We start from the raw sequence: 20615 nt of genomic DNA on the forward strand, positions 1-20615 counted from the left end.
CCGTGACCCGGATCACGAGCAGAGCGTTACCGAACCGTGATGTACCCAGCGCTGAGCAGCAACAATGAAGATCGGTCACGAGTTGGGGTGCCGCGGGGCGGCTCGGTGGGTTCGAGAACGCCGTTCAGTTGCGCCGACACCGGTAAACCGATTCAATGGCGACGGTAACGGCATCGAAGGGGGGCGATCGTGGCAGCAAGCATGCGTGAGGTCGCCGCTCTCGCGGGAGTGTCCATGGGCACCATCAGCAATGTCCTGAACAAGCCCGACATGGTCTCCGCCGCCACCCGTGAGCGCGTCGAGGCGGCCATCGCGCAGCTCGGCTTTGTGCGTAACGACGCGGCCCGCCAACTTCGAGCCGGCCAGTCCCGCATGCTCGCCGTCGTAGTCCTCGACGCCCGCAACCCGTTCTTCCTCGACGTGGCAGCCGGTGCCGAATCCGTGGCGGACGTGAACGATCTGTTGACCGTGATCGTCGGCAGCGGCGAGTCCGAGGAGCGCGAGAACCGTCAGCTTCGCCTGCTCATGGAGCAGCGCGTGCAGGGCATTCTGCTCAGTCCCGTGGGTGAGAACGTGCCGATGCTCGACAAACTCGACCGCCAGGGCACTCCGGTGGTGTTGCTCGATCGCGGGTCGCACGCCCCCGGCAGATCGTCGGTCGCGGTCGACGACGTCCTCGGAGGGCGTTTGGCTGCACGGCATCTCATGGATCTGGGACACCGCACCCTGGTCTACGTCGGCGGCCCGGACAGCATTCGGCAGGTGCGCGACCGCCGCTCCGGTGCCCTCACTGCTGTCGCCGAATCGGCCAGCACCCGCATGTCGACGGTGTGGTCCACGTCGTTGTCCATCGAGGCCGGCGCACGAGCCGCCGCGCAGATCTTCGACATGACCGACGCCCCGCCGACCGGCGTCGTGTGCGCGAACGACCTGCTGGCGCTGGGCGTGCTGCAGGAATGTGTGCACCGCGGCGTGCGTGTGCCGGAGGACTTGGCCATCGTCGGATACGACGACATCGACTACGCCGCGGGTGCAGCAGTTCCCCTCACGTCCATCTCGCAGCCGCGGGCCGAATTAGGCAGGGCTGCAGCCGAACTACTGCTCGAGCAGGTCTCGGCGTCGGGCGCTCACGAGTTCCGGCAGCTCACCTTCGAGCCGTCGTTGGTGGTGCGAGGGTCGACCGACCAGGGGTGGCGCGCGCGCTGATCCATCGAGCGTTCACCTTCCCGGCTTAGCGTGGGCGTCATGGCGATGCGACGAGTGCTGCTGACCGTCTCGATGTGTATGGCGCTGGCGTCCTGCTCCACGCAAGAGACCGAGACCGCGCAGCCGCTCGACGGCTTCGACCTCCAAGCGCACCGCGGCGGCCTCGGACTGGTCACCGAGAGCACGCTCGCCTCGTTCACCAACGCCCTCGAGCTCGGCGTCACCACACTCGAGATGGACACGCAGATCACCGAGGACGGCATCGCCGTCGTCACGCACGACCGAAAGGTGTCGGACGCGAAGTGCCGCGATACCCGGCCCGCGACCGACAACGATCCCGAGTTCCCCTACGTCGGGAAGTACGTGAACACCCTGACGCTGGCACAGGTGCGGACCCTGGATTGTGGTGTGGCGCAGCTCGACGGCTACCCGGAACAGCGAGTGGCGACGGATGCCGGAATCCCGACCCTCGACGAGGTGCTCGCTCTGGTGAACTCGTACGACTCCACGGTCCAGCTGAATATCGAGACCAAGGTGGAGGCGGCGGCGCCCACCGAAACGGCGCCCCGTAAGCAGTTCGCCGACGTGGTGCTCGCCTCGGTCGGGGCGGCGGGACTGCTCGATCGCACGACCATTCAAAGCTTCGACTGGGGCGCCCTGCGCGCGGTGAAAGCAGTCGACCCGTCGGTGCGCCTGGTCGCGCTCACGGAGCCCGACTTCCTCGAAGTAGGGGAAGCGGGAGCATCCCCGTGGCTGGGCGGTCTCGACATCGACGACTTCGACGGCGACCCGGTGGCGGCGGTGCAATCGTTCGGCGCCCATGCCCTCTCGCCCGTCCAGGGCAGCCCGCAGAAGGGAGCCGTGGGCGATCCGGACTTCGAGCTCTACGTGACACCGGAAATGGTGGCGTCCGCGCATGCCGCCGGGATTCGCGTCGTGCCGTGGACGGTGGACGATCCCGCGACCATGGCGGCACTGATGGACATGGGTGTCGACGGCATCATCACCGACTACCCCGACCGCCTGCGCGAGGTGATGGGGGAGCGAGGGATGGCGCTGCCGGACCCGGCCACGACGCGCTGAGCTAGTCGAGCCGCATCAACCCGTAGAACCCCTCGATGTGCTCGCGCGCCAGGGTGGCGGCCTTGGCACCGTGTCCTCGGCGCAGCGCGTCGACGATGCCGCGGTGCTCGCACCGCAGGTTCACGGCGACGGCCGACCAGTCGTCGAGCATCGGAACGGCGTCCATGACGTAGCCATGGATCGAGTCGCGGAGCGAGGTCATCATCGCCTCGATCAGCACGTTGCCGGCCAGCCCGGCGAACCGTACGTGCAGCTCGGCGTCGAGGCGGTGGAACTGATCGGGTTCGAGGCTCTGGTCGTCCATTCGGTCCAGTAAATCGTCGATGGCACTGAGGTCGGGGGTGCGCGCCGCGGCTTCGCGTAGCGCCCACGACTCGAGCAGTACGCGCGTCTGCACCACGTCGGCGATGGGCAGGAACTGCGTGGCCATGTGCAGCCGCAGTGCCGAGCCGATGGACGTGGCGGGATCGGCCACGACGATCGCGCCCGCATCGGGACCGGACCCGACCGACGTCTTCACCACGCCCATCGCCTCCAGCACCCGGATGGCCTCACGAACCGAGCTCCGGCCGACGCCGAGTTCCTCCGCGAGTGCGCGCTCGGCCGGCAGCCGGTCGCCGACGCGGAGTCGGGCGGCCGCCAGGTCCTGTTCGATGCGGTGGAGAACCACCTCGTGTGCGCGCATTGTCGGAGAATAGCTGGTGTGGTCCGACCACAGGGGTTACTGTGGTCAGACCACACGCTCTGGAGGCTCCATGCGGATCGCCCTGTTCGCCACCTGTCTGGCGGACGCACTCTTCCCCGAGTCAGCGAAAGCGACTGTCTCACTGCTCGAACGGCTCGGTCACACCGTCGTCTTCCCGTCGGATCAGACATGCTGCGGCCAGATGCACGTCAATACCGGCTACCTCAAAGAGGCCGCACCCCTGGTGCGTCACTACGTCGAGGTGTTCGAAAAGTCGTCGTGGGACGTCGCCGTCGCACCATCCGGTTCCTGCGTCGGATCGGTCCGTCACCAGCACGCGATGGTCGCCCGCCGCGCAGGTGACGAGGATCTGGCCACGCGCGCCGAGGACATCGCCGGACGCACCTACGAGCTGTCCGAACTTCTCGTCGACGTCCTCGGTGTCACCGACGTCGGCGCCTACTACCCGCACCGCGTCACCTACCACCCCACGTGCCATTCGCTGAGAATGCTGCGCGTCGGCGACAAACCCCTCGAACTGCTGCGCAACGTGCGCGGCATGACATTGGTCGAACTGCCTCAGGCCGAGTCGTGCTGCGGCTTCGGCGGAACGTTCGCGTTGAAGAATTCGGAGACCTCGACGGCGATGTTGTCGGACAAGATGGCCAACGTCCTCTCCACCGGTGCCGAGGTATGCAGCGCCGGGGACTCGTCGTGCTTGATGCACATCGGCGGCGGACTGTCCCGCCTGCGCACCGGCGTCAAAACCGTGCACCTGGCCGAGATCCTGGCATCGACGGAGGCACGATGACAACGTTCCTGGGCTCGCCCGGTATCGGCAACATCCGCGGCGAGGAGAGCTTCCCGAAGGCTGCAAAGCGCGCATTGCAGGACACTCAGATGCGGCGCAACGTCGGGGCCGCGACCAAGACCATCCGCGAGAAGCGACTGGGAGCTGTTGCGGAGTGCGATGACTGGGAGGAACTGCGCCTCGCCGGGAGTGCCCTCAAGACCGACGTGATGTCGCGGCTGCCCGAACTGCTGCAGCAACTCGAAGCCAACGTCACCGCCCGCGGGGGAGTGGTGCACTGGGCACGCGACGCCGACGAAGCCAATCGCATCATCACGGACTTGGTCAAGGCCACGGGCAGTGACGAGGTGGTCAAGGTGAAGTCCATGGCCACCCAGGAGACCGGCCTGAACGAGTACCTCGAAGCCGAGGGCATCGCCGCGATCGAGACCGACCTGGCCGAGCTCATCGTCCAACTCGGTGACGACAAGCCCAGTCACATCCTGGTTCCCGCAATCCACCGCAACCGGGCGGAGATTCGCGAGATCTTCCTGCGCCGGATGCCCGGTGTCGACGCGGCCATCACCGATGAGCCGCGCGAACTGGCCATGGCCGCACGGGAACATCTGCGACGGAAGTTCCTGTCGGCAAAGGTGGCCATCAGCGGCGCAAACTTCGGTGTCGCCGAGACGGGGACGCTCGCCGTCGTGGAGTCCGAGGGCAACGGGCGGATGTGTCTGACGCTGCCCGACACCCTCATCACGCTGATGGGCATCGAGAAGCTGGTCCCCACGTTCGCGGACCTCGAAGTGTTCATGCAGCTGCTTCCCCGCTCGTCCACGGCCGAGCGGATGAACCCGTACACGTCGATGTGGACCGGAGTGCACGAAGGCGACGGTCCTCAGAATTTCCACCTGGTGCTCATCGACAACGGCAGAACCAACGTGCTTGCCGACGAGGTAGGCCGCGCCGCCCTCAACTGCATTCGGTGTAGCGCATGCTTGAACGTGTGCCCGGTCTACGAGCGGACCGGTGGGCACGCGTACGGGTCGGTGTATCCGGGCCCGATCGGTGCGATTCTGTCGCCGCAGCTCACCGGCACGACCGGTCACGACGATCCCAATGCCTCACTGCCATATGCGTCGTCGCTGTGCGGGGCTTGTTTCGATGCGTGCCCGGTGCGTATCAACATCCCGGAGATTCTGGTGCACCTACGGGCCGAGCAGGTCGACTCCGAACGCGGCGGCATCCCCGGCGCGCAGGAGATCGCGATGCGGGCGGCAGGGTGGGCGATGAACTCGCCGAAGCGATTCGGGATGGCCGAGAAGGCTGCGGGTGTCGGACGCCTGCTGGCGGGGAAGAAGGGCCACATCGAGTCGCTTCCGTTCCCCGGATCGTTGTGGACCACCAGCCGTGACATGCCGGCCCCTCCGAAGGAAACGTTCCGCCAGTGGTGGGCACGAACGCACGAGGACGAGTCATGAACGCGAAGTCGGAGATTCTCGAGCGCATTCGTGCCGCGACCGCGGGCGGGGTTGCCGGCGTGGATGTTCCGCGCGATTACGACCGAGCTGCTCTTGTCGGGTCGGGTGACGTCGACCGCTTCGCCGAAACGGTCGACGACTACCGGGCTCAGGTGTACCGGATCTCCGAGTCGGAAATTGCCGGCACGGTGGCGTCGCTGCTCGGTGATGGTCGAGCGGTAGTCCCCGTCGATCTACCCTCTGCCTGGGTCGACGGCATCGCGGTGGTTCCGGACGACAGCCTGTTGATCGACCAACTCGATGCCCTCGACGCGGTGATCACCGGCTGCGCGGTGGGGATCGCTGCCACGGGGACGATCGTGCTCGATGCCTCTGTCGCGCAGGGTCGTCGGGCTCTGACTCTGGTTCCGGACCATCACATCTGCATCGTCCGCGCCGACCAGGTGGTGGACACGGTGCCGCAGGCCTTCGCGGTGCTGGACGCCACTCGACCGCTGACCTTCATCAGCGGTCCGAGTGCGACCAGTGACATCGAGCTGAACAGGGTGGAAGGGGTCCACGGGCCGCGGCGGTTGGATGTGTTGATCGTCGAGTGACCCGAGTCGTGGACTTCTACCCCCGCTCAGCGGGGGTGGAAGTCCACAACCAGCTGGAGTTGCGTCACCACTTAGGGATGACGTCCAAAATCCACGTAACGCCGAACTTGTCGACAAGCTTGCCGTACAGCGGTGAGAACCCGACCGGCCCGAGCGGCACCAACACCGTTGCCCCAGTCGATAGACCCTCGAATGCTGCGGTGATCTCGTCCGCGTCGTGGCTTCGCAGCGCGCTGTAGAAGGCGTTCTCACCGGCGTTGTAGGGAAGCGAGTCCTGGATGTCGTACGCCATGACGCGGAACCCTCCGGGTGTGCTGACCTCACCCCAGGCGACCTGCTCGGACTGGGTCGGTCCCTGTCCCGACGCGGTGTCGCCGTACGGGAATGCGACCAAATCGCCACCGAAGACGGACTGGTAGAACTCCAACGCTTCACGTGCGTTGCCGCGGAGGTTGATGTGCAAGGCGGTGATGACGGTCATCGAGACTCCTCGAGTAGTTCGGTCCGGCAGGCTTTGCCGACAGGAACGACGATCGCAGGCCAATAGGTCAGATCCTGACCGCTTGGTCGCCCATACTCGACTCATGTCGGAACCGTCCTCGCGCATGCTGACCCTGTTGTCGTTGCTCCAGGTTCGCCGCGAGTGGCCGGGCACGGAGCTGGCCGGGCGGCTCGGTGTGAGCCCGAGGACCATCCGCCGCGACGTCGACCGATTGCGCGTTCTCGGCTACAACGTCGCTGCGCTGCGCGGGTCCGACGGTGGCTACCGGCTGGACGGGGGCGAGGAAGTCCCGCCGCTACTTCTCGACGACGACCAGGTGGTCGCACTGACGCTCGCCCTGCAGGTCGTGCCGGCCTTGGGTATCGACATCGCCGATGCCGCCGAGCGAGCCTTGGCGACCCTCCGAACTGTCATGCCTACCCGCGTCCGCAACCGGGTGGACGCGCTGGCTCTCACTGCGCTGCCTGCGGCCGGAGACACGATCGATCCCGCGGTGCTACGCACGTTAGGAGAGGCGGCACGCAAGCACGAGGTGATCCGCTTCGATTACGCATCGGCGGAACATGATTCAGTGATACCTCCGCGACGCGTCGAGCCGCACGGAGTAGTCGGAGCCGGAGGTCGCTGGTACGTCGTCGGGTGGGATCTCGACCGCGAGGACTGGCGTGTGTTTCGAGTCGACCGCATGATACCGAAGATGCGAACGGGCGTGCGATTCACTCCGCGTCCGATCCCCGGCGGCTCGTCGGCCGAGCTGCTCCGTCGACGCTTCCTCGGCACGGTCTCGGGTGATTGGGCGTGTGAAGGGGAGGCGACGGTGCACCTTCCCGCGGCGGAGGTCGCTCCCTATCTCGCCGACGGGACGGTCGAAGATCTCGGTGACGGTCGGTGTCGCGTCCGCATAGGCGCGTGGTCGTGGACGGGCATCGCGGCATCGTTGGCTCGGTTCGACGCAGAGCTGGAGGACCTACGGCCCCTGGAGCTTGTCGACGCGGTGGTGGGGGTCAGCGAGCGCTTGTGGCGGGCGGTGGCGAGTGGGTGACGGGCATACTCGACCCGAACGCGAACGGTCACCCGTTCGACACTGCTGCGGGGGACGATCATGCCGACTATTGCTGTCACAGGTTCGACGGGCTCGGTGGGAGGCGTTGTTGCAGCGCATCTCGCGGAAGCCGGCACACCACAACACTTGCTGGTTCGCGATCCCTCCAGAGCGCCGAAGCTGCCCGGTGCCACCGTGGGCACCAGTTCCTACAGTGACGCGGAAGGTGCCACGCAGGCCCTGGCAGGAATCGACGTGTTGTTCATGGTGTCCGGCGCCGAGAATGCGACACGGCTGGCGGATCACCGCACCTTCATCGATGCTGCGGTGCAGGCCGGAGTTCGGCACATCGTCTACACGTCGTTCTTCAGGGCGGCGCCGGACGCGACGTTCACTCTCGCGCGCGATCACTACTTCACCGAGCAGCACATTCAGGAGTCCGGGCTTAACCACACGTTCCTGCGCGACAATTTCTACAGCGACGTCATGGAACTGTTCGCCGGCGAGGACGGTGTCATACGCGGTCCCGCGGGGGACGGACGAGTGTCTTTGGTGGCGCGTGCAGACGTTGCGCGAGTCGCGGCACGAGTTCTGACCGACCCTCAGCGGCACGTGAACAAGACCTACGACCTGACGGGGCCGGAGGCGCTGTCGATGTCCGAGGTGGCCGCGACAATTGCCGACGTTCGAGGTCGTGCGGTGTCGTTCCACGACGAGACCCTGGACGAGGCGTACGAGTCACGCGCTGTATGGAACGCTCCGGACTGGCAGAACGATGCCTGGGTGTCGACGTACACCGCAATCGCCTCCGGCGAACTCAGCGCCGTGACCGACGACGTCGAGCGGGTGACGGGTCGGCGTGCGATGACGCTGCGAGAGGTTCTTCAGAACGGCTAGACCACCTATCCTGGGAGAGGTGTTCCTCCTCTTCGGCTTCGGCCTGAAACGCAGATCCCTCGGCGCGGGCCACACCCGCACCTGCCAGCGCTGCCACAACACCACTCAGTGGGCTCGGATGCAGCAGTACAAGCAGTTCAGCGTCTTCTTCATCCCGCTCGCGCGCTGGAAGCGCACCGAGTTCGAGGAGTGTGGAATCTGCGGGGCGGCTGTGTACGCGTGATCTGTTGCCACATGCTGTCCGTCATCGCGACCTGACTTGCGCGGGTGGATGTCGGATGTGCGTCAGCTGGACAGCTCGTCGCAGCGCGCGCTGATGAACCTGGTCATCCGCGACGTCGTCTTGTCGTCGAAGCCGATCGATTTCGCGTCGCTGGTCGCCGCGCGTACACCGGCGCACACGTCGTCCAGAACTCGCTCTACCGCTTTACGTGGAAGTCGATGGCGTGCCGCGCCGTCAACTATGTGGTCGCGCGACCACTTATTGTTCCGACTGTAGAACGTCAGTGCCATCGGATCGTTCCAGCCCATGTACGGCTGAGTGCACAGCAGGTCGTATGCCGGAGTGACTCCCCACATTCCGCTGGTGTTCCGGCGAATGGAGTAGTTCTTCCCGTGGAGATCTCCGTTGCCGATCGCATACGAGTACACGGTGAGCCTGAGCAGTTCGAGCGCCGCCTGGCGCGCGGAACCTCCACCGAGTTCGACAGTCGAGGCGAGCGTGTCGAGCACCGTCTCGGTCTTCATCCGGTACTTCGACGATGGGTACAGCGAGTTGATCTGACACGCGTCCTCTTGCGCGAGCCTGCGATCACCGTCCCGATCGAAACGTTGAACGAGAAGTCCCGATACTTCACGGGCGTCGGTCACTGTGTGCCGACGCGGTACGACGAGCCCGCAGCTCTCGGCGACAGTCATGAAAAAGTTCTCGTTCTCGACCAGACGCGGAAAGCGGTTCGGCGGAGCCAGTTTCAGAATGGCTGCCCCGTGCGTCGTCGCTACGGGCGACGTGTACATCTGGGCGGACACCTTGCCTTGCACCCCGGGCAAGCTCGCGGTATCGACGCGCATCGAATCCGGCCCGGACAACTGATCGAACAACGCCCGCAAGTCCGGTGACGGGGATTCCGGATCGAAGGCCAGCGTTGCAGGCTGCAGCTCGGTTCCGTGGGGGACGACGCGCACGTCGCCGATAGTGTCCGATCCGACGCCCAGGAGAATGGTGAAGTGGTCGTCCTCCGACGTCTTCATCCCGGCGACCACACCGGAGAGACGAACACCTTCCGGGAGCAATCCTGCGAAGAAGGGCGGCACGCTCCCCGCTCCTACGCTGACGTCGACAGCGTCGGTGGGCAGCGACCAGGCAACCGGGTCCGCGCCGGGTCGTGCCAGGTAGTCATCGTCGTAGTGGAAGCTGACGTTGTCGCCGGACCTCGTCAGTGACCCTGCGCGAACGTTGCCCTTGTAGACGTCTGCTCGATCGATGTCGCGCAAGTCGGCTCCGGTGGTCATCGTTCCCCTGGTTCGACGATGGCTCCGGCGCGGGTCACAAGCGTCAGATCGCACCCCAACGCGTCAGCGACGGCGTTGACCCCGTCGAGTTGAGGCGCGTCCTTGCCGCCCTCGATAGCTTGAACAGTCGAACGGCCGACTCCGGCCAGCAGAGCGAGCTCAGCTTGCGTCAGACCCAATTCGTGACGGCGTGTCGTGAAAGACCTGGCGAGATTGCTGACATCGGTACGACGCGACTTTCGAGGAGGTGCCATGCGGGTTTCCAATGCTTGCCAGAGACAACTTAAGGCCACGTTACCGCCGATAATGACGATTGAACAGCCTTATGTCGTTTGCAGCAAGCTTAAGGATCGATTCACGCGAAAGACCAGCACGAGTCCGGCTAAAGCATGCGCAACAGGCGTAGCCTGACCCGAGGTCCTCAGACAACCAGTCCCGCACGGAACGCCATCAGCGCAGCCTCGACCCTGTTGGTGACGTGCAGCTTGTGATTGACGGCAGTGAGATGCGATTTCACCGTGGTCTCTGCCATGTAGAGCTGCCGAGCGATGTCGGCGTTCGTTGCCCCGGATGCCATGACCGACAACACTGTTCGTTCCTTGTCGGTCAGCGCTTCCAGCGTCACAGTAGGCCGTGGTGGTCGGGTAGTGGCCACGATCTTTCGGAGTGACTCTTTGGAGAACAAAGTGTTCCCGGCAGCGACGGCGCGGATCGACTGGTGGAACGTCTCGGGCGCCTCCGACTTGCTGAGGAAGCTGTGGGCACCGGCCTCGATGGCCCGGACCACCAGATCGTCCACGTCCATCGCCGTCATAGCGACGACCTTCGGTGGGTGCGCCGATGCCATCAATGCTCGGGTGGCGTCGAGTCCGTCCACTCGGCGCATCTTCAGATCCATCAGGACGACGTCGGGCCGATGAGCGGCCACTGCGGCGGGTACCTCGTCACCGTCCGAGACCGATCCGACCACGACGATGTCCGTGGTGGCAGCGAAGATGTCCGCTACGCCGCGACGAACGAATGCGTCGTCGTCCACGACGAGAACGGTGATGACCGCATCGGAGTCCATGATGGGTCGACCGTATCGGGTCGCGCCGACACGCCACAGCGGATAGGTGTTTCATGGAGTCCGACACGGGGTGCCGAACCGAACCGGCTGAGAACACGCCCGTCGAACCTGACCAGGTCATGCTGGCGAAGGGATGTCGAGATGCGCACAGTGCCGTTGGCCGAACAGATCGTGCTCGTGACGGGCGGTGCTCGCGGACTGGGTGCTGCGATTACGCGAGCATTCCTGCAGCAGGGTTCCCGCGTCGTGGTCAACTATCACCGCAGTGCAGCCGCAGCCGATGCTCTGGCAACCGAGTTCGGTCCTGAACGCGTAAAAGCAGTGCAGGCCGATGTCACGGACCGGCAGCAGGTCGACGCGCTGTTCGACAGCGCACGTGAACATTTCGGATCGACTGTCACCACCGTCGTCAACAACGCTCTGATCGACTTCTCGTTCAACGGCGACGACCGTGCCAAGGCCGACGAAATCCAGTGGTCGGCGTTCGACTCGCAGTTCCGTGGCAGCGTTGCCGGCGCTCTGCACACCACGCAGGCAGCTGTGCCCGGCATGCGGGAGGCGGGATTCGGGCGGATCATCACGATCGGCACCAACCTCGTGCAGAACCCCGTCGTTCCTTATCACGACTACACGGCGGCGAAGGCTGCCTTGTTGGCGCTGACGAGGACCTTCTCGGCGGACCTCGGACCTGACGGCATCACCGTCAACATGGTGTCCGGTGGTCTGCTGCGGACCACGGACGCCAGCTCCGCAACCCCGCCTGCGGTGTTCGACATGATCGCCGAGAGCACCCCGCTGCGCCGAGTGACGACGCCGGCCGAATTTGCGGACGCCGTGCTGTTCTTCGCATCGCCGTGGTCGAGAGCGGTGACGGGGCAAAACCTGGTCGTCGACGGCGGACTGGTGAAGGACTGACGCGTCAGGAGTACCAGGGGAGCCAGGCCGTCACGATGAACTCTCCACCCGTGGCAGTCCAGCGCACCCACCCGCCGGCGTTGTGAGCTTGCTCCGCGAGACCGGCCAGTCCGGTTCGGGAACCCGGGCCTGGTTGCGCTGTCGTCGAGATGTGGTTGCGCACAGTCAGGCTGATGCCGTCGGTGTCCGCCCCACTCACCGTGATGTGGAGGGGGGAACTCGGGGCATGCTTCTGACTGTTGGTCAGAGCTTCCTGCACGATGCGATACGCGGTATGACTGGTCAGATCGCCGACCACACCGGGATGAATGTCCTGAACCAGCGTCACCCGACACCCGGCAGAACGCGCTGCGTCGACGAGGTCTCCGATTCCCGCGATGCTTCGCCGACCAGCATCCTCGCCGCCGGTATCGGACCCGCGGAGAACGCCGATGATGCGTTTGAGCTCGTCCAGGGACTCGTGAGCCGTGGACCGAATCAGTGCCGACGTGTTGGAGATATTCTCCGGTCCGTCATTGCTCCCGACCTGTAAACCGCCCGCGAGCAACGATATTCGACTGAGCCCGGCGGCCAGGGTGTCGTGTATGTCGCGCCGGATCCGATACATGACACCCAACTCTCGAGGCGGAGACCCAGAACGTGTCGCGTGCCTCTCAGAGGCTTGAGGTTCTGCTTAACCACCGCGACTCGCCGCAATCACCGTATCGCGAGGCCTCGCGCATCGGCGCATTCGAGCTCAACCGAAGGAATTTGGCCGTTGACCTCTGACGATAGGGCCTTATAGCTCGCGATACCCCGGAGCGCAGCGTTCCTCGGATGGTCGAGGAGTCCGCCGTCAGACAGCTGTGTGTCTCCTTCAGTTGTCGCTCGTCTTTACTGTATGCGAACGACACGGTTATAGCGGTTAGCTAGTGCATTCCCGACTCGTCGGGCTGGATGAGGCGCTACTGTCGGGTCGTGAGCGCGCATAGACCTGCCAATAAACCGCCGAAGTACACTCTGGTTGAAGGGCGAACTGTCGACGGTGAGTTCAGTTCATGGAGGATCGGTCGCACTGTGGCGGGCAAGCCACATGTGAGGTTGGCATCACGTGTCGACTCGAGTGGCCGTATGGCAATCGACGCGGTAATCAAAACGACTACCTATAATACCAAAAAGGCAATAGCCAGATTTGGAGATGAACTGTCCGGAATGCGAGCGCTTACCCGCAATAATACTGCGGGAGTGCTATCGTTACTGGACTGGCACGCCGATGTAGATGAGCTTTGGTATGTCATGCCCCTCGCGATTCCTTTGGCGGATAAACTTGCCGAGGTCGATTTCGAAGTGGTCGTCAAGTCCGCGGCTACCCTTGCCGACACCCTCGACGCTCTCTCGCGTCCGCCAGAGCCTACTGTCGCTCATCGCGACATAAAACCGGAGAATCTCTTCTGGTACGGGGATGGGCCGGTACTTGCTGACTTCGGTATCGCCGCGTGGTTCGATGACACGACTACGCCAACCGTGACGCGAAAAGGGGAATCCCTTGGGCCAAGAAACTATCTAGCCCCCGAGGCTCGCTTCTACAACGAAAAAATTGATTGGTACCGCGCCGATATTTACTCGCTGGCGCATACCTTTTGGTCTCTCGCAGAAAGGCGGCGAACGCTGGGCGGTAAGAGCGTAGTGACGCTTCCACCGCCAGGGCGTCTAACGGTTTCAACCGATCGGGTCTCGTTGGCGCGATTCGGTGGTCCAGATGCCGCAACTCTCGATGTGTTGATGGAACAAGCCACGAGCCTCAGTCCTAGCGATCGACCCAGCGCCGCCGAGTTCCGCGATGAGCTTCTGACTTGGCTTACAATGTTCCCGGGCCCACACCCCCGCCCCAAGCACCTCTTTGTGACCGGATTCGAACCAATCCGCAACATTATCGCTAAAATGAAACTAGACCAGAACTTGTTTCTGGACGTTGTGCGTGCAGAAACCCGAAGGGTGTTCGGGAGGGTTGAGTTTGATGAAACTGTAACAGTGGATTTCGAGCCGCGTGGCGAGTCGGGTCGAAATGACCGACTACGCTCCGACTCTTTGTTGGATAGGTTTCACGGGCGTAGCGAATACGATGAGTGGGACGGATCATTCGTCGTTGCCATTGGCTCCTCGGATGATTTGAGCCGTTTAGTTGTTGGCGGCACATTCGATGGTTCCGGTCGAATGGACTGGATCGCTGAATCGCAACATAAGAACAACGACGTCTGGGAACTTTTGACCTCTTCGGAAAAATCGAACCTCGTTATTGGGCGGCTCACGACTCGGAAAATTATCCGCGAGTTTATCGGGACCCATAAGGTTGGCTGCACTTCAGAGGGTCAGATTTCATGGTACGCGGAGCGTGTCCTGTAGACACCTCGCTGCTAATGTATGACGAAGATGCGCCGGTGCGAGGGGAGCGGGACTATGATTCCCCCAGTCTTATACACGCGTTGGTCGATCGACGTAGGGTCCGAAACTGGCGTCCGAAAGGTCACCCGCGGATAGTAGCCGTTGATACGGTCGCCGGCTACTACCAGTATGGTGAATTGGGCCGCGACGAACGAACCTTGAGCAATCCCGCTTCGCAAGCACCAGCCGCGATGCGTGGTGTTGACGTCAGCGACTGCCTCCGCGAGGGCGTAAGTCCACGCCAGCGTGCTGGAGAAGTGTCCGCACTCGTTGAATGCTGTATCCCGTCGAGTTGGCAATGTCCCGTATGCTCTGACCGGACTCGTAAAGCACCCGCGTGAGCTTCGCCAGCTCGTCCGTAAGGCCGTCGTCGATTCTTTGATGCGGAGCAAGGGCCGGTGCTTTATTCGGCTGCCAGGTGCGTTCAATTTCACCCCCCTTATACCCACGCTGCTCGCGGCCGCGCGGCTCGATTTCTTCTGACGCTTCGTCACCGAACGCGTACCAGCCTGGCTCAGCGCGTCGCGCGAACATCTCTAGGTAGGGCCCAGGTGAGCACGCCTCAATGAGAGGGTAGAACTCGTCGGGCTTGCGGGAGTGCTCTCGCTTGCGAGTCTCCACCATGTTGACCTGCGATCTGGCGGGCGGCAACGTGCGCATAGAACCGCGAACGCCAAACAGGAGAATTTCCGTGACATTCCGGAAGTAGAAACCGACGCCGCGGCCGTCCGGACCGCCGTCCTTGCGGCGCTTGGCCCATATGATGTTCGAGACGTATCTGAAACCCCACGCCTTTAAGACGTCGAGGCCCTCCGGCAGCAGTGCATTTGGTACCCAGAGATAGAGGTGTGCGTCCTTGGCGACATGATCGGCGACGGGCAATGCTTTGATTGCGTCCAGCGACATGGTCGAATATCGATCAAGTCTCCGATGCTCGGGGGCGACCTTGCCCGTTCGATTTTGAAATTGCCACGGCGGATCCGCGTAGAGGGTTTTGAATCCACCCTCGACCGTCGGAAGCGGCGGCGCGTCCTGCGCCTGGCGAAGCGCCTGCACGGCCGTCGTGCTCGACCGTGGAGGCTCACCAACTGTTGTCACTGCGAATTCCTCCAATTAGATCTTGAGAGCAAGCTTACATCAGATCTTGGTGACCCACTGCAGGCGCAGCGGAAGTCGGACCCGCCACACCCAGCGGAACCGAGCAACCACGCAGCGACGCCGATAGCATCGCCGCATGGAAGTTGGACTCGATAACATGTCTCTAACTAGGAACACCACCCTCGCAAGTCTGACTTCGACGGCTACTCAAGTTTCAGCGGGGATGAGTTTGCAGCAAGTCACCGACATCGCAGTTCGGAACAGCGCCGAGAGCGCCGCCTCGTGGGTGAGGAGCCTGTTTCTCTTCCGCGATGACCAGCTGCTTGAGGACGCTTGGCTCCGCGCAGCCAAGGCCGGCGACCAGGCGACCGCCAACGCGCTGGCATGGGCAGCTCGAGCCTGGGCTGAGCCGCGAATCGCTAAGGTGGTGGAAGATACTCTTGTCGATCAAGCCGGTCACTTCGATCCAGCTGGCTTCTCGACCGATGTCGTGGAGCAGTCCTTCGTTGCTCTCGACGTGGGAGCGAACGCCCGCAAGGGCGCGTCGACCCTCCTTAATCAGGCGGCATCCGTGCCACTGTTCACGCCGGAGAAGCACGGCGCCACGATCATTGGAGCTTCAAAATTTCTTCCGACCGCTCAGTTCGTGCCTGCGGTTATTGAGTTCCTCCTTGAGCGCATTCGAGGTCAAGTCAGTCCCGCTGTGGCCAGACGAGGCGACCCGACTGAGCTGGCGCTGCTCTGGAAGGCAAACCGCTGGTTCGGCTTAACTAAGGAAGAATTTCGTGCTGCAGCTCGTCCCCGCGTCGAGGTGCCGGCATCTACCCGCGTTGCGGTGCCGCCCCATCTCAGATTGCTGCACGAGGAGGCCCAGCGTCGGAAGCAAGTTATTCTACAGGGCGCTCCCGGTACAGGCAAGACCTACGTCGCGCTCGAATACGTCGACTGGGCGTCCGGCGAGCGCCGGGACAACTCCAACCTGTCTAAAATTCTCGCTGAGCTACCCTCGAACGAGCGCTCGCCAGAGGCAGTCGCGCGCGAGGTTGTGAGGCTGGGCCTTTCGGCTGTCTGGGATATCGCGCAGTTCCACCCGTCATATGGCTATGAGGACTTCGTACGCACGCTCGCACCTGTCCCCTCGGCCAACGGCGTGAACTTCCGGGCTGAGCACCGCATCTTAAGCCTGCTTTCGGCCGTGGCGGCCGAATTGAGCCAGCTAGGCAGCATGTGTGACGCCATCTTGGTTGTCGATGAGGTCAACAGGGCCGACATCGCCCGAGTCTTCGGCGAACTTCTTTACGCGCTGGAGTATCGGGACGCTCGAGTTCGGACGCCGTATGCAGTCGAAGGGGATGCCTCTATGACAATTCCTTCGAACCTCATCCTGCTGGGCACGATGAACACCGCCGATCGATCCATCGCGCTCATCGACTACGCACTGCGTCGACGGTTCACATTCATAAACCTGGAGCCGGATGCGACGGTCATCGACCGAGCCGGATGGGTGGGCACGTCCGACCGCGCCGCCGCGCGCCGCCTGTTCGATGCCACCGCTACGCTTTTCACCGTCGAGGACAACAACGCGGCGCTTGCCATTGGCCACTCCTACTTCCTGCCGTCCGGTAGCGCGACAACGGAACAGGGGTCCCTCGGATTGCTCGCTCGACGATTCGCGTACGAGGTCATCCCGTTGCTGCGTGAGTACGCCGCCGAAGGCTTAGTCGACGTCGTGAAGTTGTCGTCGGTGCTTAGCACTCTGGGCATTGTTGGCGTCTCAAGTGGACAAGAATCGGTCGAGGCGGAACTGCTCAGCGCACTCGCCGCCGCGAATGACTCGGCGAGCGATGACTGAGGCCGCAGCGACGGCACTCTGGGACCTCGGAGTGCCGGTTCTTGAGATCTCCGAGCAGTCCACTGCGCGTGCTACAGACGAGTTAGTCGCGGCCGTCAGCGAGGAGCGCTGGAAAGAGCTCAGTCTCACGTTTCACAAGAATCCCGGGGACTGCGAGTGGACGGTCCGATCCGCTGACTTCGCAGGGATCGTGCGTCTCGATATCGCTGGTGACCCGGTGCATCTGCGCGTCAGTCCCAAAATTGACGGCTTAGACCTATTTTTTCTGGCTGATTGGGCGTACGGCACGAAGAGCGCCGGAATGAGACTAAAGGACGCACGAACAAACCTGGCGTCACTGCGTTCGGAGCCGGCTGCGTGCCTGCTTGGGTGGTACGTCGCCGAGGTACTCGCATTCGCGACCCGATGGCTCCGCCGGGGGTACGTGGTACGCGAGGAGGACCTCGTGGGCCGCGTCCGCGGTCGCATCGTTGTCGTCCGCTACTTAAGCCGATCTGTTTCGCAGGCGCGACCGCACGTCGTCCCGGCACGCTTCAGTGAGCCGTCACACGACACTGCAGCTAATCGTTATCTGAAGGCAGGCCTTCGAAAGGTGGCCGTCTTGGTCCGCGCTGTCCTGAGCGAACCTGCACGCGTCGCGTTAGACGAGATGGTGCGTCACGCCTTGTCGCTGTTCAGCGCTGTGAAGGACGTACCGGCTCAACCACAGGATGCGTTACGCCTCAATCTATCGGGCCCGCTTCGGCACTACACACCGATCGTGGCATTCACGACAGCGCTGCTGAAGGGCACCTACGTCAGCACTGAAATCGGGGGCCACGAGCAAGATGCAATCATGTGGTCTCTCAATAGCTTGTATGAGCAAGCCCTACGGAACGTCCTGGAGGCCTGGCCAGGAGCCTCTCGCGTTAGCGGAAGCTACCGCGCGACCGTAACCGACTTCGACGACGACCATAAAGTGAATGGCTCAACGCCAGTGAAGCCCGACTATGTCATGCGGCGGTCGGACGGCACGCTGCTCGTTCTCGACGCGAAGTACAAGAGCGTTCTGCGTTCTGGTCAGTCATCGGCCGACGATGACTCCGTCGATGTAAGTCCCACTCGAGGACAGCGCATCCGGGTTCGACGGGCTGACATCTATCAGGTGGTTGCGTATGCGAGGCACTGTGGATTGCAGGCCGACAAAGCTGTGCTTCTCTACCCGGTGGCACTGGGAAGGGGCGACAGGTACCCCGCCACATTGAGAGTTAGTGAGTTCGCGCCGACTTGCGATCTGGTATTTTTTGATGTCGGTCCTAATGCGGATCAGCACCGTGCGGCCCTCTATGACGCACTCGACCGATTGTAGGTGTAGTACGCCCGTAGTCCTCACGACCGTCTTTAGTTGAGTTGAGGGACTAGTATTGCCGAACGCAAATCCATTCGCCGCGGACCATTCCAACACGCTCGTGCAGTCATAAGATATTGTCGTCCGTTCGACGGATGCACCCGGCTTAGCCGTTTGTCTGATAAGCACTGCGGATCAAGTCATCAAATGATTGAACCGTGGATCAGCTCTACACGCAGACGGCGGGGATCTGTCGATTCATCGGACAGAATTCTTTCTAGAGCATCGTAACTGGCTACCTACGGCCGCTGGCGACGCGCTTCAGGGGCTTGCCGTGTCTGCGGGTAAGGCCGACAACGCCTATTTGCCGGTTCTTAGAAACCGCACAAGCGGTGGACATCGGGCCAAATTGATTTCGGCTTCAATCTACGACACTTTCGCATGTAGCGCGGGAATATACCCTTTTGATACACCACTGGCTCGCGTGTCCCGGAGCGGGGGTTAAGGTAGTAACTACGGCTCCGGCAACGCCGTCTTTGGCGGGACGGACGGTGGGGGAGTTCCTCCGGGTGTCACCTGGGGGGCAAAATTGTTCGTTGGGGGTGGATTTGATGAAGTGGTTGCGTTTGAAGTCGGCGGTACCGAATCAAGCACAGCGATAGGTTCGGATCGACTGTCTTCAAACAACACGTTGAGTTGAAGCCCGGTGGCAGCAAAAATAAGAGCGATAGCGCCGACCTTGTAGAACCAAACAAGTTTGTCTTCGGATTGCATGCTCTCCCTGCCACTCAGGGCTCCGACTATTCTACCTGGTCGATACTTGCTACCCGCGGTAATCGCAGCGGTCATTCCGGCGTGGGGGAGTTCCTTCTTGATCTCGTCTTCAATATTAGTGCCTTGAACTACTGCCGCCTTCAGAAGGGGGTGATACCAAGCTCGGTCGACAAAGTAGAAGGTGTACCATAATACGAGCCCAACAAGAACCAAAATGGTTCCCAAGCTCAGTGGTCCGACTTTAGCTCCGTCTTTCGCGGCCACGCCGGCCGCGCCGATAGAGAAGGTAGCAACAGTTAAGGCTAAACCGCGAATGCGCCACTCAATATCGTTGAAATGTTGCTGTACGTCTACGGTCTTTTTCCATAAGTCAATGTAATGGCCGACTTGCTGGTCCCTGGTTAGCTCGGTGCGTGGATCTACGTCAGTCAACGGACTGCCTGCTGTTCATGATGAATTGAAGTCGAGTCCAGTGATTGCAATTTTAGAAGTGGCAATATTTCGTCGAAACGAGATTCGCATGTGAAGGTTGGTTTGATTTGAGATTTTGTAGCTGCCGTTACGGCCTTCTCTCGAGCAACATCTTCGTCAGGCCAGTGTGTGACCCGACGTAGCAGCTCATACTCGGACTTGTGTTGAACGGTGCCATATCGTGCGTAAACGTCTAAAACACCAGCGGACTGAGCCATAGCGATATCTTTCATCAGTGAGTCGCCTACATAGACAGCCCGGCTTGGTGGGCAGTTCTGGTCGCGAAGTATCGAACTGAGGATTTCGACATTGGGTTTGGTCACCCCGCGAGGGACGTGGTGGTGTTCGGTACGCTTCAAGCCGTACTCGGAGTCGGCCAGATAACCCGTCCGCAAGATCTGGGGATTTGCACCCCCTGGTAGTTCGTGGTCAGGGGCTGAATACAAAACGTCAATTATTCCGTCGAGGTTTGTGTGTTTAATCCGCCATTCTGTCCAGTATGCGGTCGATTCGGTATACGCGACGATGCTAATACCGGCGGCCTTGATTTGTGTGAGCGCGTCGTAAACACCTGGATACAAAGCCGTAGCAGTCCTTCGCCGGGAGTTAAGAACGTGTTGAGCTTCGTCGAACACATCTGCCGGACTTCCTGGTGCGGAGGCAGTCAAGAGCGCGGGAATCTCATTGAGAAGATTCGAGTATTCGGTTGTTCCGCGTGCCTGATGCACTTGTCGGATCTCAGCCTCAAGCACGTCCTGAGAGACGCCGCTAAGATCTGCCAGTCGAGTAAGCATAGCTGAGAACGGTTGGAACCAGGCTTCGAACCAATCCCATAATGTGTTATCGAGGTCGGTGACCAGCACTTGCATCGCTCTGTCCGTCATGAGCTTG

General features: G+C 62.2%; 21 protein-coding genes, 1 pseudogene and 1 riboswitch. Of the genes and pseudogenes, 12 read left to right on the forward strand and 10 right to left on the reverse strand.

The window, feature by feature from the left end; genetic code table 11:
• Positions 1-189: 189 nt before the first annotated feature.
• Positions 190-1206 carry a LacI family DNA-binding transcriptional regulator gene (locus QE397_RS03135; protein WP_307091650.1) on the forward strand — a complete coding sequence of 339 codons (1017 nt, stop codon included), beginning with the start codon at positions 190-192 and terminating at the stop codon, positions 1204-1206.
• A 78-nt stretch (positions 1207-1284) separates the two neighbouring features.
• Complete coding sequence (locus QE397_RS03140; RefSeq protein ID WP_373425273.1) at positions 1285-2289, forward strand: glycerophosphodiester phosphodiesterase family protein; 1005 nt, start codon at positions 1285-1287, stop codon at positions 2287-2289.
• Between the two features lies 1 nt (position 2290).
• On the opposite strand, the gene QE397_RS03145 is transcribed toward QE397_RS03140, so the two are convergent.
• On the reverse strand, positions 2291-2974 hold the full coding sequence (locus QE397_RS03145) for a FadR/GntR family transcriptional regulator (RefSeq protein WP_307091651.1): 684 nt from the start codon (positions 2972-2974) through the stop codon (positions 2291-2293).
• 70 nt (positions 2975-3044) lie between these two features.
• Here QE397_RS03145 and QE397_RS03150 point away from each other — a divergent pair, with 70 nt between their 5' ends.
• From QE397_RS03150 to QE397_RS03160, 3 genes are read left to right on the forward strand one after another with little or no spacing between them, the layout of a single operon-like run.
• Positions 3045-3785 carry a (Fe-S)-binding protein gene (locus QE397_RS03150; protein WP_307091653.1) on the forward strand — a complete coding sequence of 247 codons (741 nt, stop codon included), beginning with the start codon at positions 3045-3047 and terminating at the stop codon, positions 3783-3785.
• Positions 3782-5248, forward strand: a complete 1467-nt coding sequence (locus QE397_RS03155) for a LutB/LldF family L-lactate oxidation iron-sulfur protein (RefSeq protein ID WP_307091655.1) — start codon at positions 3782-3784, stop codon at positions 5246-5248. Before QE397_RS03150 ends, QE397_RS03155 begins: the two co-directional genes overlap by 4 nt.
• On the forward strand, positions 5245-5844 hold the full coding sequence (locus tag QE397_RS03160) for a lactate utilization protein C (RefSeq protein ID WP_307091657.1): 600 nt from the start codon (positions 5245-5247) through the stop codon (positions 5842-5844). The genes QE397_RS03155 and QE397_RS03160 overlap by 4 nt, the downstream gene beginning before the upstream one ends.
• Before the next feature lie 64 nt (positions 5845-5908).
• On the opposite strand, the gene QE397_RS03165 is transcribed toward QE397_RS03160, so the two are convergent.
• Positions 5909-6325 (reverse strand): VOC family protein, encoded by a 417-nt coding sequence (locus QE397_RS03165; RefSeq protein WP_307091660.1) that lies wholly within the window; start codon positions 6323-6325, stop codon positions 5909-5911.
• A 103-nt stretch (positions 6326-6428) separates the two neighbouring features.
• Between QE397_RS03165 and QE397_RS03170 the strand changes: the two genes are divergently transcribed.
• Genes QE397_RS03170 through QE397_RS03180 form a run of 3 tightly spaced genes read left to right on the forward strand, consistent with a single transcriptional unit; the run spans position 6429 to position 8508 of the window.
• A complete protein-coding gene (locus QE397_RS03170; protein WP_307091663.1) occupies positions 6429-7388 on the forward strand; it encodes a YafY family protein in 960 nt (319 codons plus the stop codon).
• A 60-nt stretch (positions 7389-7448) separates the two neighbouring features.
• Positions 7449-8285 carry an SDR family oxidoreductase gene (locus QE397_RS03175; protein WP_307091664.1) on the forward strand — a complete coding sequence of 279 codons (837 nt, stop codon included), beginning with the start codon at positions 7449-7451 and terminating at the stop codon, positions 8283-8285.
• Positions 8286-8304: 19 nt separating this feature from the next.
• Positions 8305-8508, forward strand: a complete 204-nt coding sequence (locus QE397_RS03180) for a zinc-ribbon domain-containing protein (protein WP_056073455.1) — start codon at positions 8305-8307, stop codon at positions 8506-8508.
• A gap of 62 nt (positions 8509-8570) precedes the next feature.
• On the opposite strand, the gene QE397_RS03185 is transcribed toward QE397_RS03180, so the two are convergent.
• The 3 genes from QE397_RS03185 to QE397_RS03195 all read right to left on the reverse strand — a co-directional run bounded on the left by QE397_RS03185 (position 8571) and on the right by QE397_RS03195 (position 10866).
• A complete protein-coding gene (locus QE397_RS03185) occupies positions 8571-9797 on the reverse strand; it encodes a type II toxin-antitoxin system HipA family toxin (RefSeq protein ID WP_307091667.1) in 1227 nt (408 codons plus the stop codon).
• Complete coding sequence (locus QE397_RS03190; protein WP_082042946.1) at positions 9794-10051, reverse strand: helix-turn-helix domain-containing protein; 258 nt, start codon at positions 10049-10051, stop codon at positions 9794-9796. Before QE397_RS03190 ends, QE397_RS03185 begins: the two co-directional genes overlap by 4 nt.
• 167 nt (positions 10052-10218) lie before the next feature.
• Entirely contained in the window at positions 10219-10866 is a 648-nt protein-coding gene (locus tag QE397_RS03195) for a response regulator transcription factor (RefSeq protein ID WP_307091669.1), read from the reverse strand.
• A 56-nt stretch (positions 10867-10922) separates the two neighbouring features.
• Positions 10923-11017: riboswitch (TPP riboswitch) on the forward strand.
• Between QE397_RS03195 and QE397_RS03200 the strand changes: the two genes are divergently transcribed.
• Positions 11008-11781 (forward strand): 3-oxoacyl-ACP reductase, encoded by a 774-nt coding sequence (locus QE397_RS03200; RefSeq protein ID WP_373425205.1) that lies wholly within the window; start codon positions 11008-11010, stop codon positions 11779-11781. It overlaps the preceding riboswitch by 10 nt.
• A gap of 4 nt (positions 11782-11785) precedes the next feature.
• On the opposite strand, the gene QE397_RS03205 is transcribed toward QE397_RS03200, so the two are convergent.
• Together QE397_RS03205 and QE397_RS21750 are read right to left on the reverse strand one after the other, a co-directional pair.
• Complete coding sequence (locus QE397_RS03205; protein ID WP_307091671.1) at positions 11786-12109, reverse strand: sensor histidine kinase; 324 nt, start codon at positions 12107-12109, stop codon at positions 11786-11788.
• Between the two features lie 96 nt (positions 12110-12205).
• A pseudogene (locus tag QE397_RS21750) lies at positions 12206-12388 on the reverse strand (histidine kinase dimerization/phosphoacceptor domain-containing protein); the annotation flags it as partial.
• Positions 12389-12717: 329 nt separating this feature from the next.
• Here QE397_RS21750 and QE397_RS03210 point away from each other — a divergent pair.
• The gene (locus QE397_RS03210) at positions 12718-14163 is read left to right on the forward strand and encodes a protein kinase (protein ID WP_307091673.1); all 1446 of its coding nucleotides are present in this window, start codon (positions 12718-12720) and stop codon (positions 14161-14163) included.
• A gap of 246 nt (positions 14164-14409) precedes the next feature.
• Here the strand turns inward: QE397_RS03210 and QE397_RS03215 are convergent, their stop codons facing one another.
• Complete coding sequence (locus QE397_RS03215; protein WP_307091675.1) at positions 14410-15258, reverse strand: MT-A70 family methyltransferase; 849 nt, start codon at positions 15256-15258, stop codon at positions 14410-14412.
• 265 nt (positions 15259-15523) lie between these two features.
• Here QE397_RS03215 and QE397_RS03220 point away from each other — a divergent pair, with 265 nt between their 5' ends.
• Both QE397_RS03220 and QE397_RS03225 read left to right on the forward strand, forming a co-directional pair.
• Positions 15524-17152, forward strand: a complete 1629-nt coding sequence (locus QE397_RS03220) for an McrB family protein (protein ID WP_307091677.1) — start codon at positions 15524-15526, stop codon at positions 17150-17152.
• Positions 17145-18500, forward strand: coding sequence for a hypothetical protein (locus QE397_RS03225; RefSeq protein WP_307091679.1), 1356 nt, complete (start codon positions 17145-17147; stop codon positions 18498-18500). The genes QE397_RS03220 and QE397_RS03225 overlap by 8 nt, the downstream gene beginning before the upstream one ends.
• A gap of 492 nt (positions 18501-18992) precedes the next feature.
• Here QE397_RS03225 and QE397_RS03230 read toward each other — a convergent pair whose 3' ends face one another.
• Together QE397_RS03230 and QE397_RS03235 are read right to left on the reverse strand one after the other, a co-directional pair.
• Positions 18993-19685, reverse strand: a complete 693-nt coding sequence (locus QE397_RS03230; RefSeq protein ID WP_307091680.1) for a hypothetical protein — start codon at positions 19683-19685, stop codon at positions 18993-18995.
• A complete protein-coding gene (locus QE397_RS03235; RefSeq protein WP_307091682.1) occupies positions 19682-20608 on the reverse strand; it encodes an HAD family hydrolase in 927 nt (308 codons plus the stop codon). The genes QE397_RS03230 and QE397_RS03235 overlap by 4 nt, the downstream gene beginning before the upstream one ends.
• Between the last annotated feature and the right edge of the window lie 7 nt (positions 20609-20615).

It is taken from the genome of Rhodococcus sp. SORGH_AS_0301, from assembly GCF_030818285.1.
Classification (GTDB): domain Bacteria; phylum Actinomycetota; class Actinomycetes; order Mycobacteriales; family Mycobacteriaceae; genus Rhodococcoides.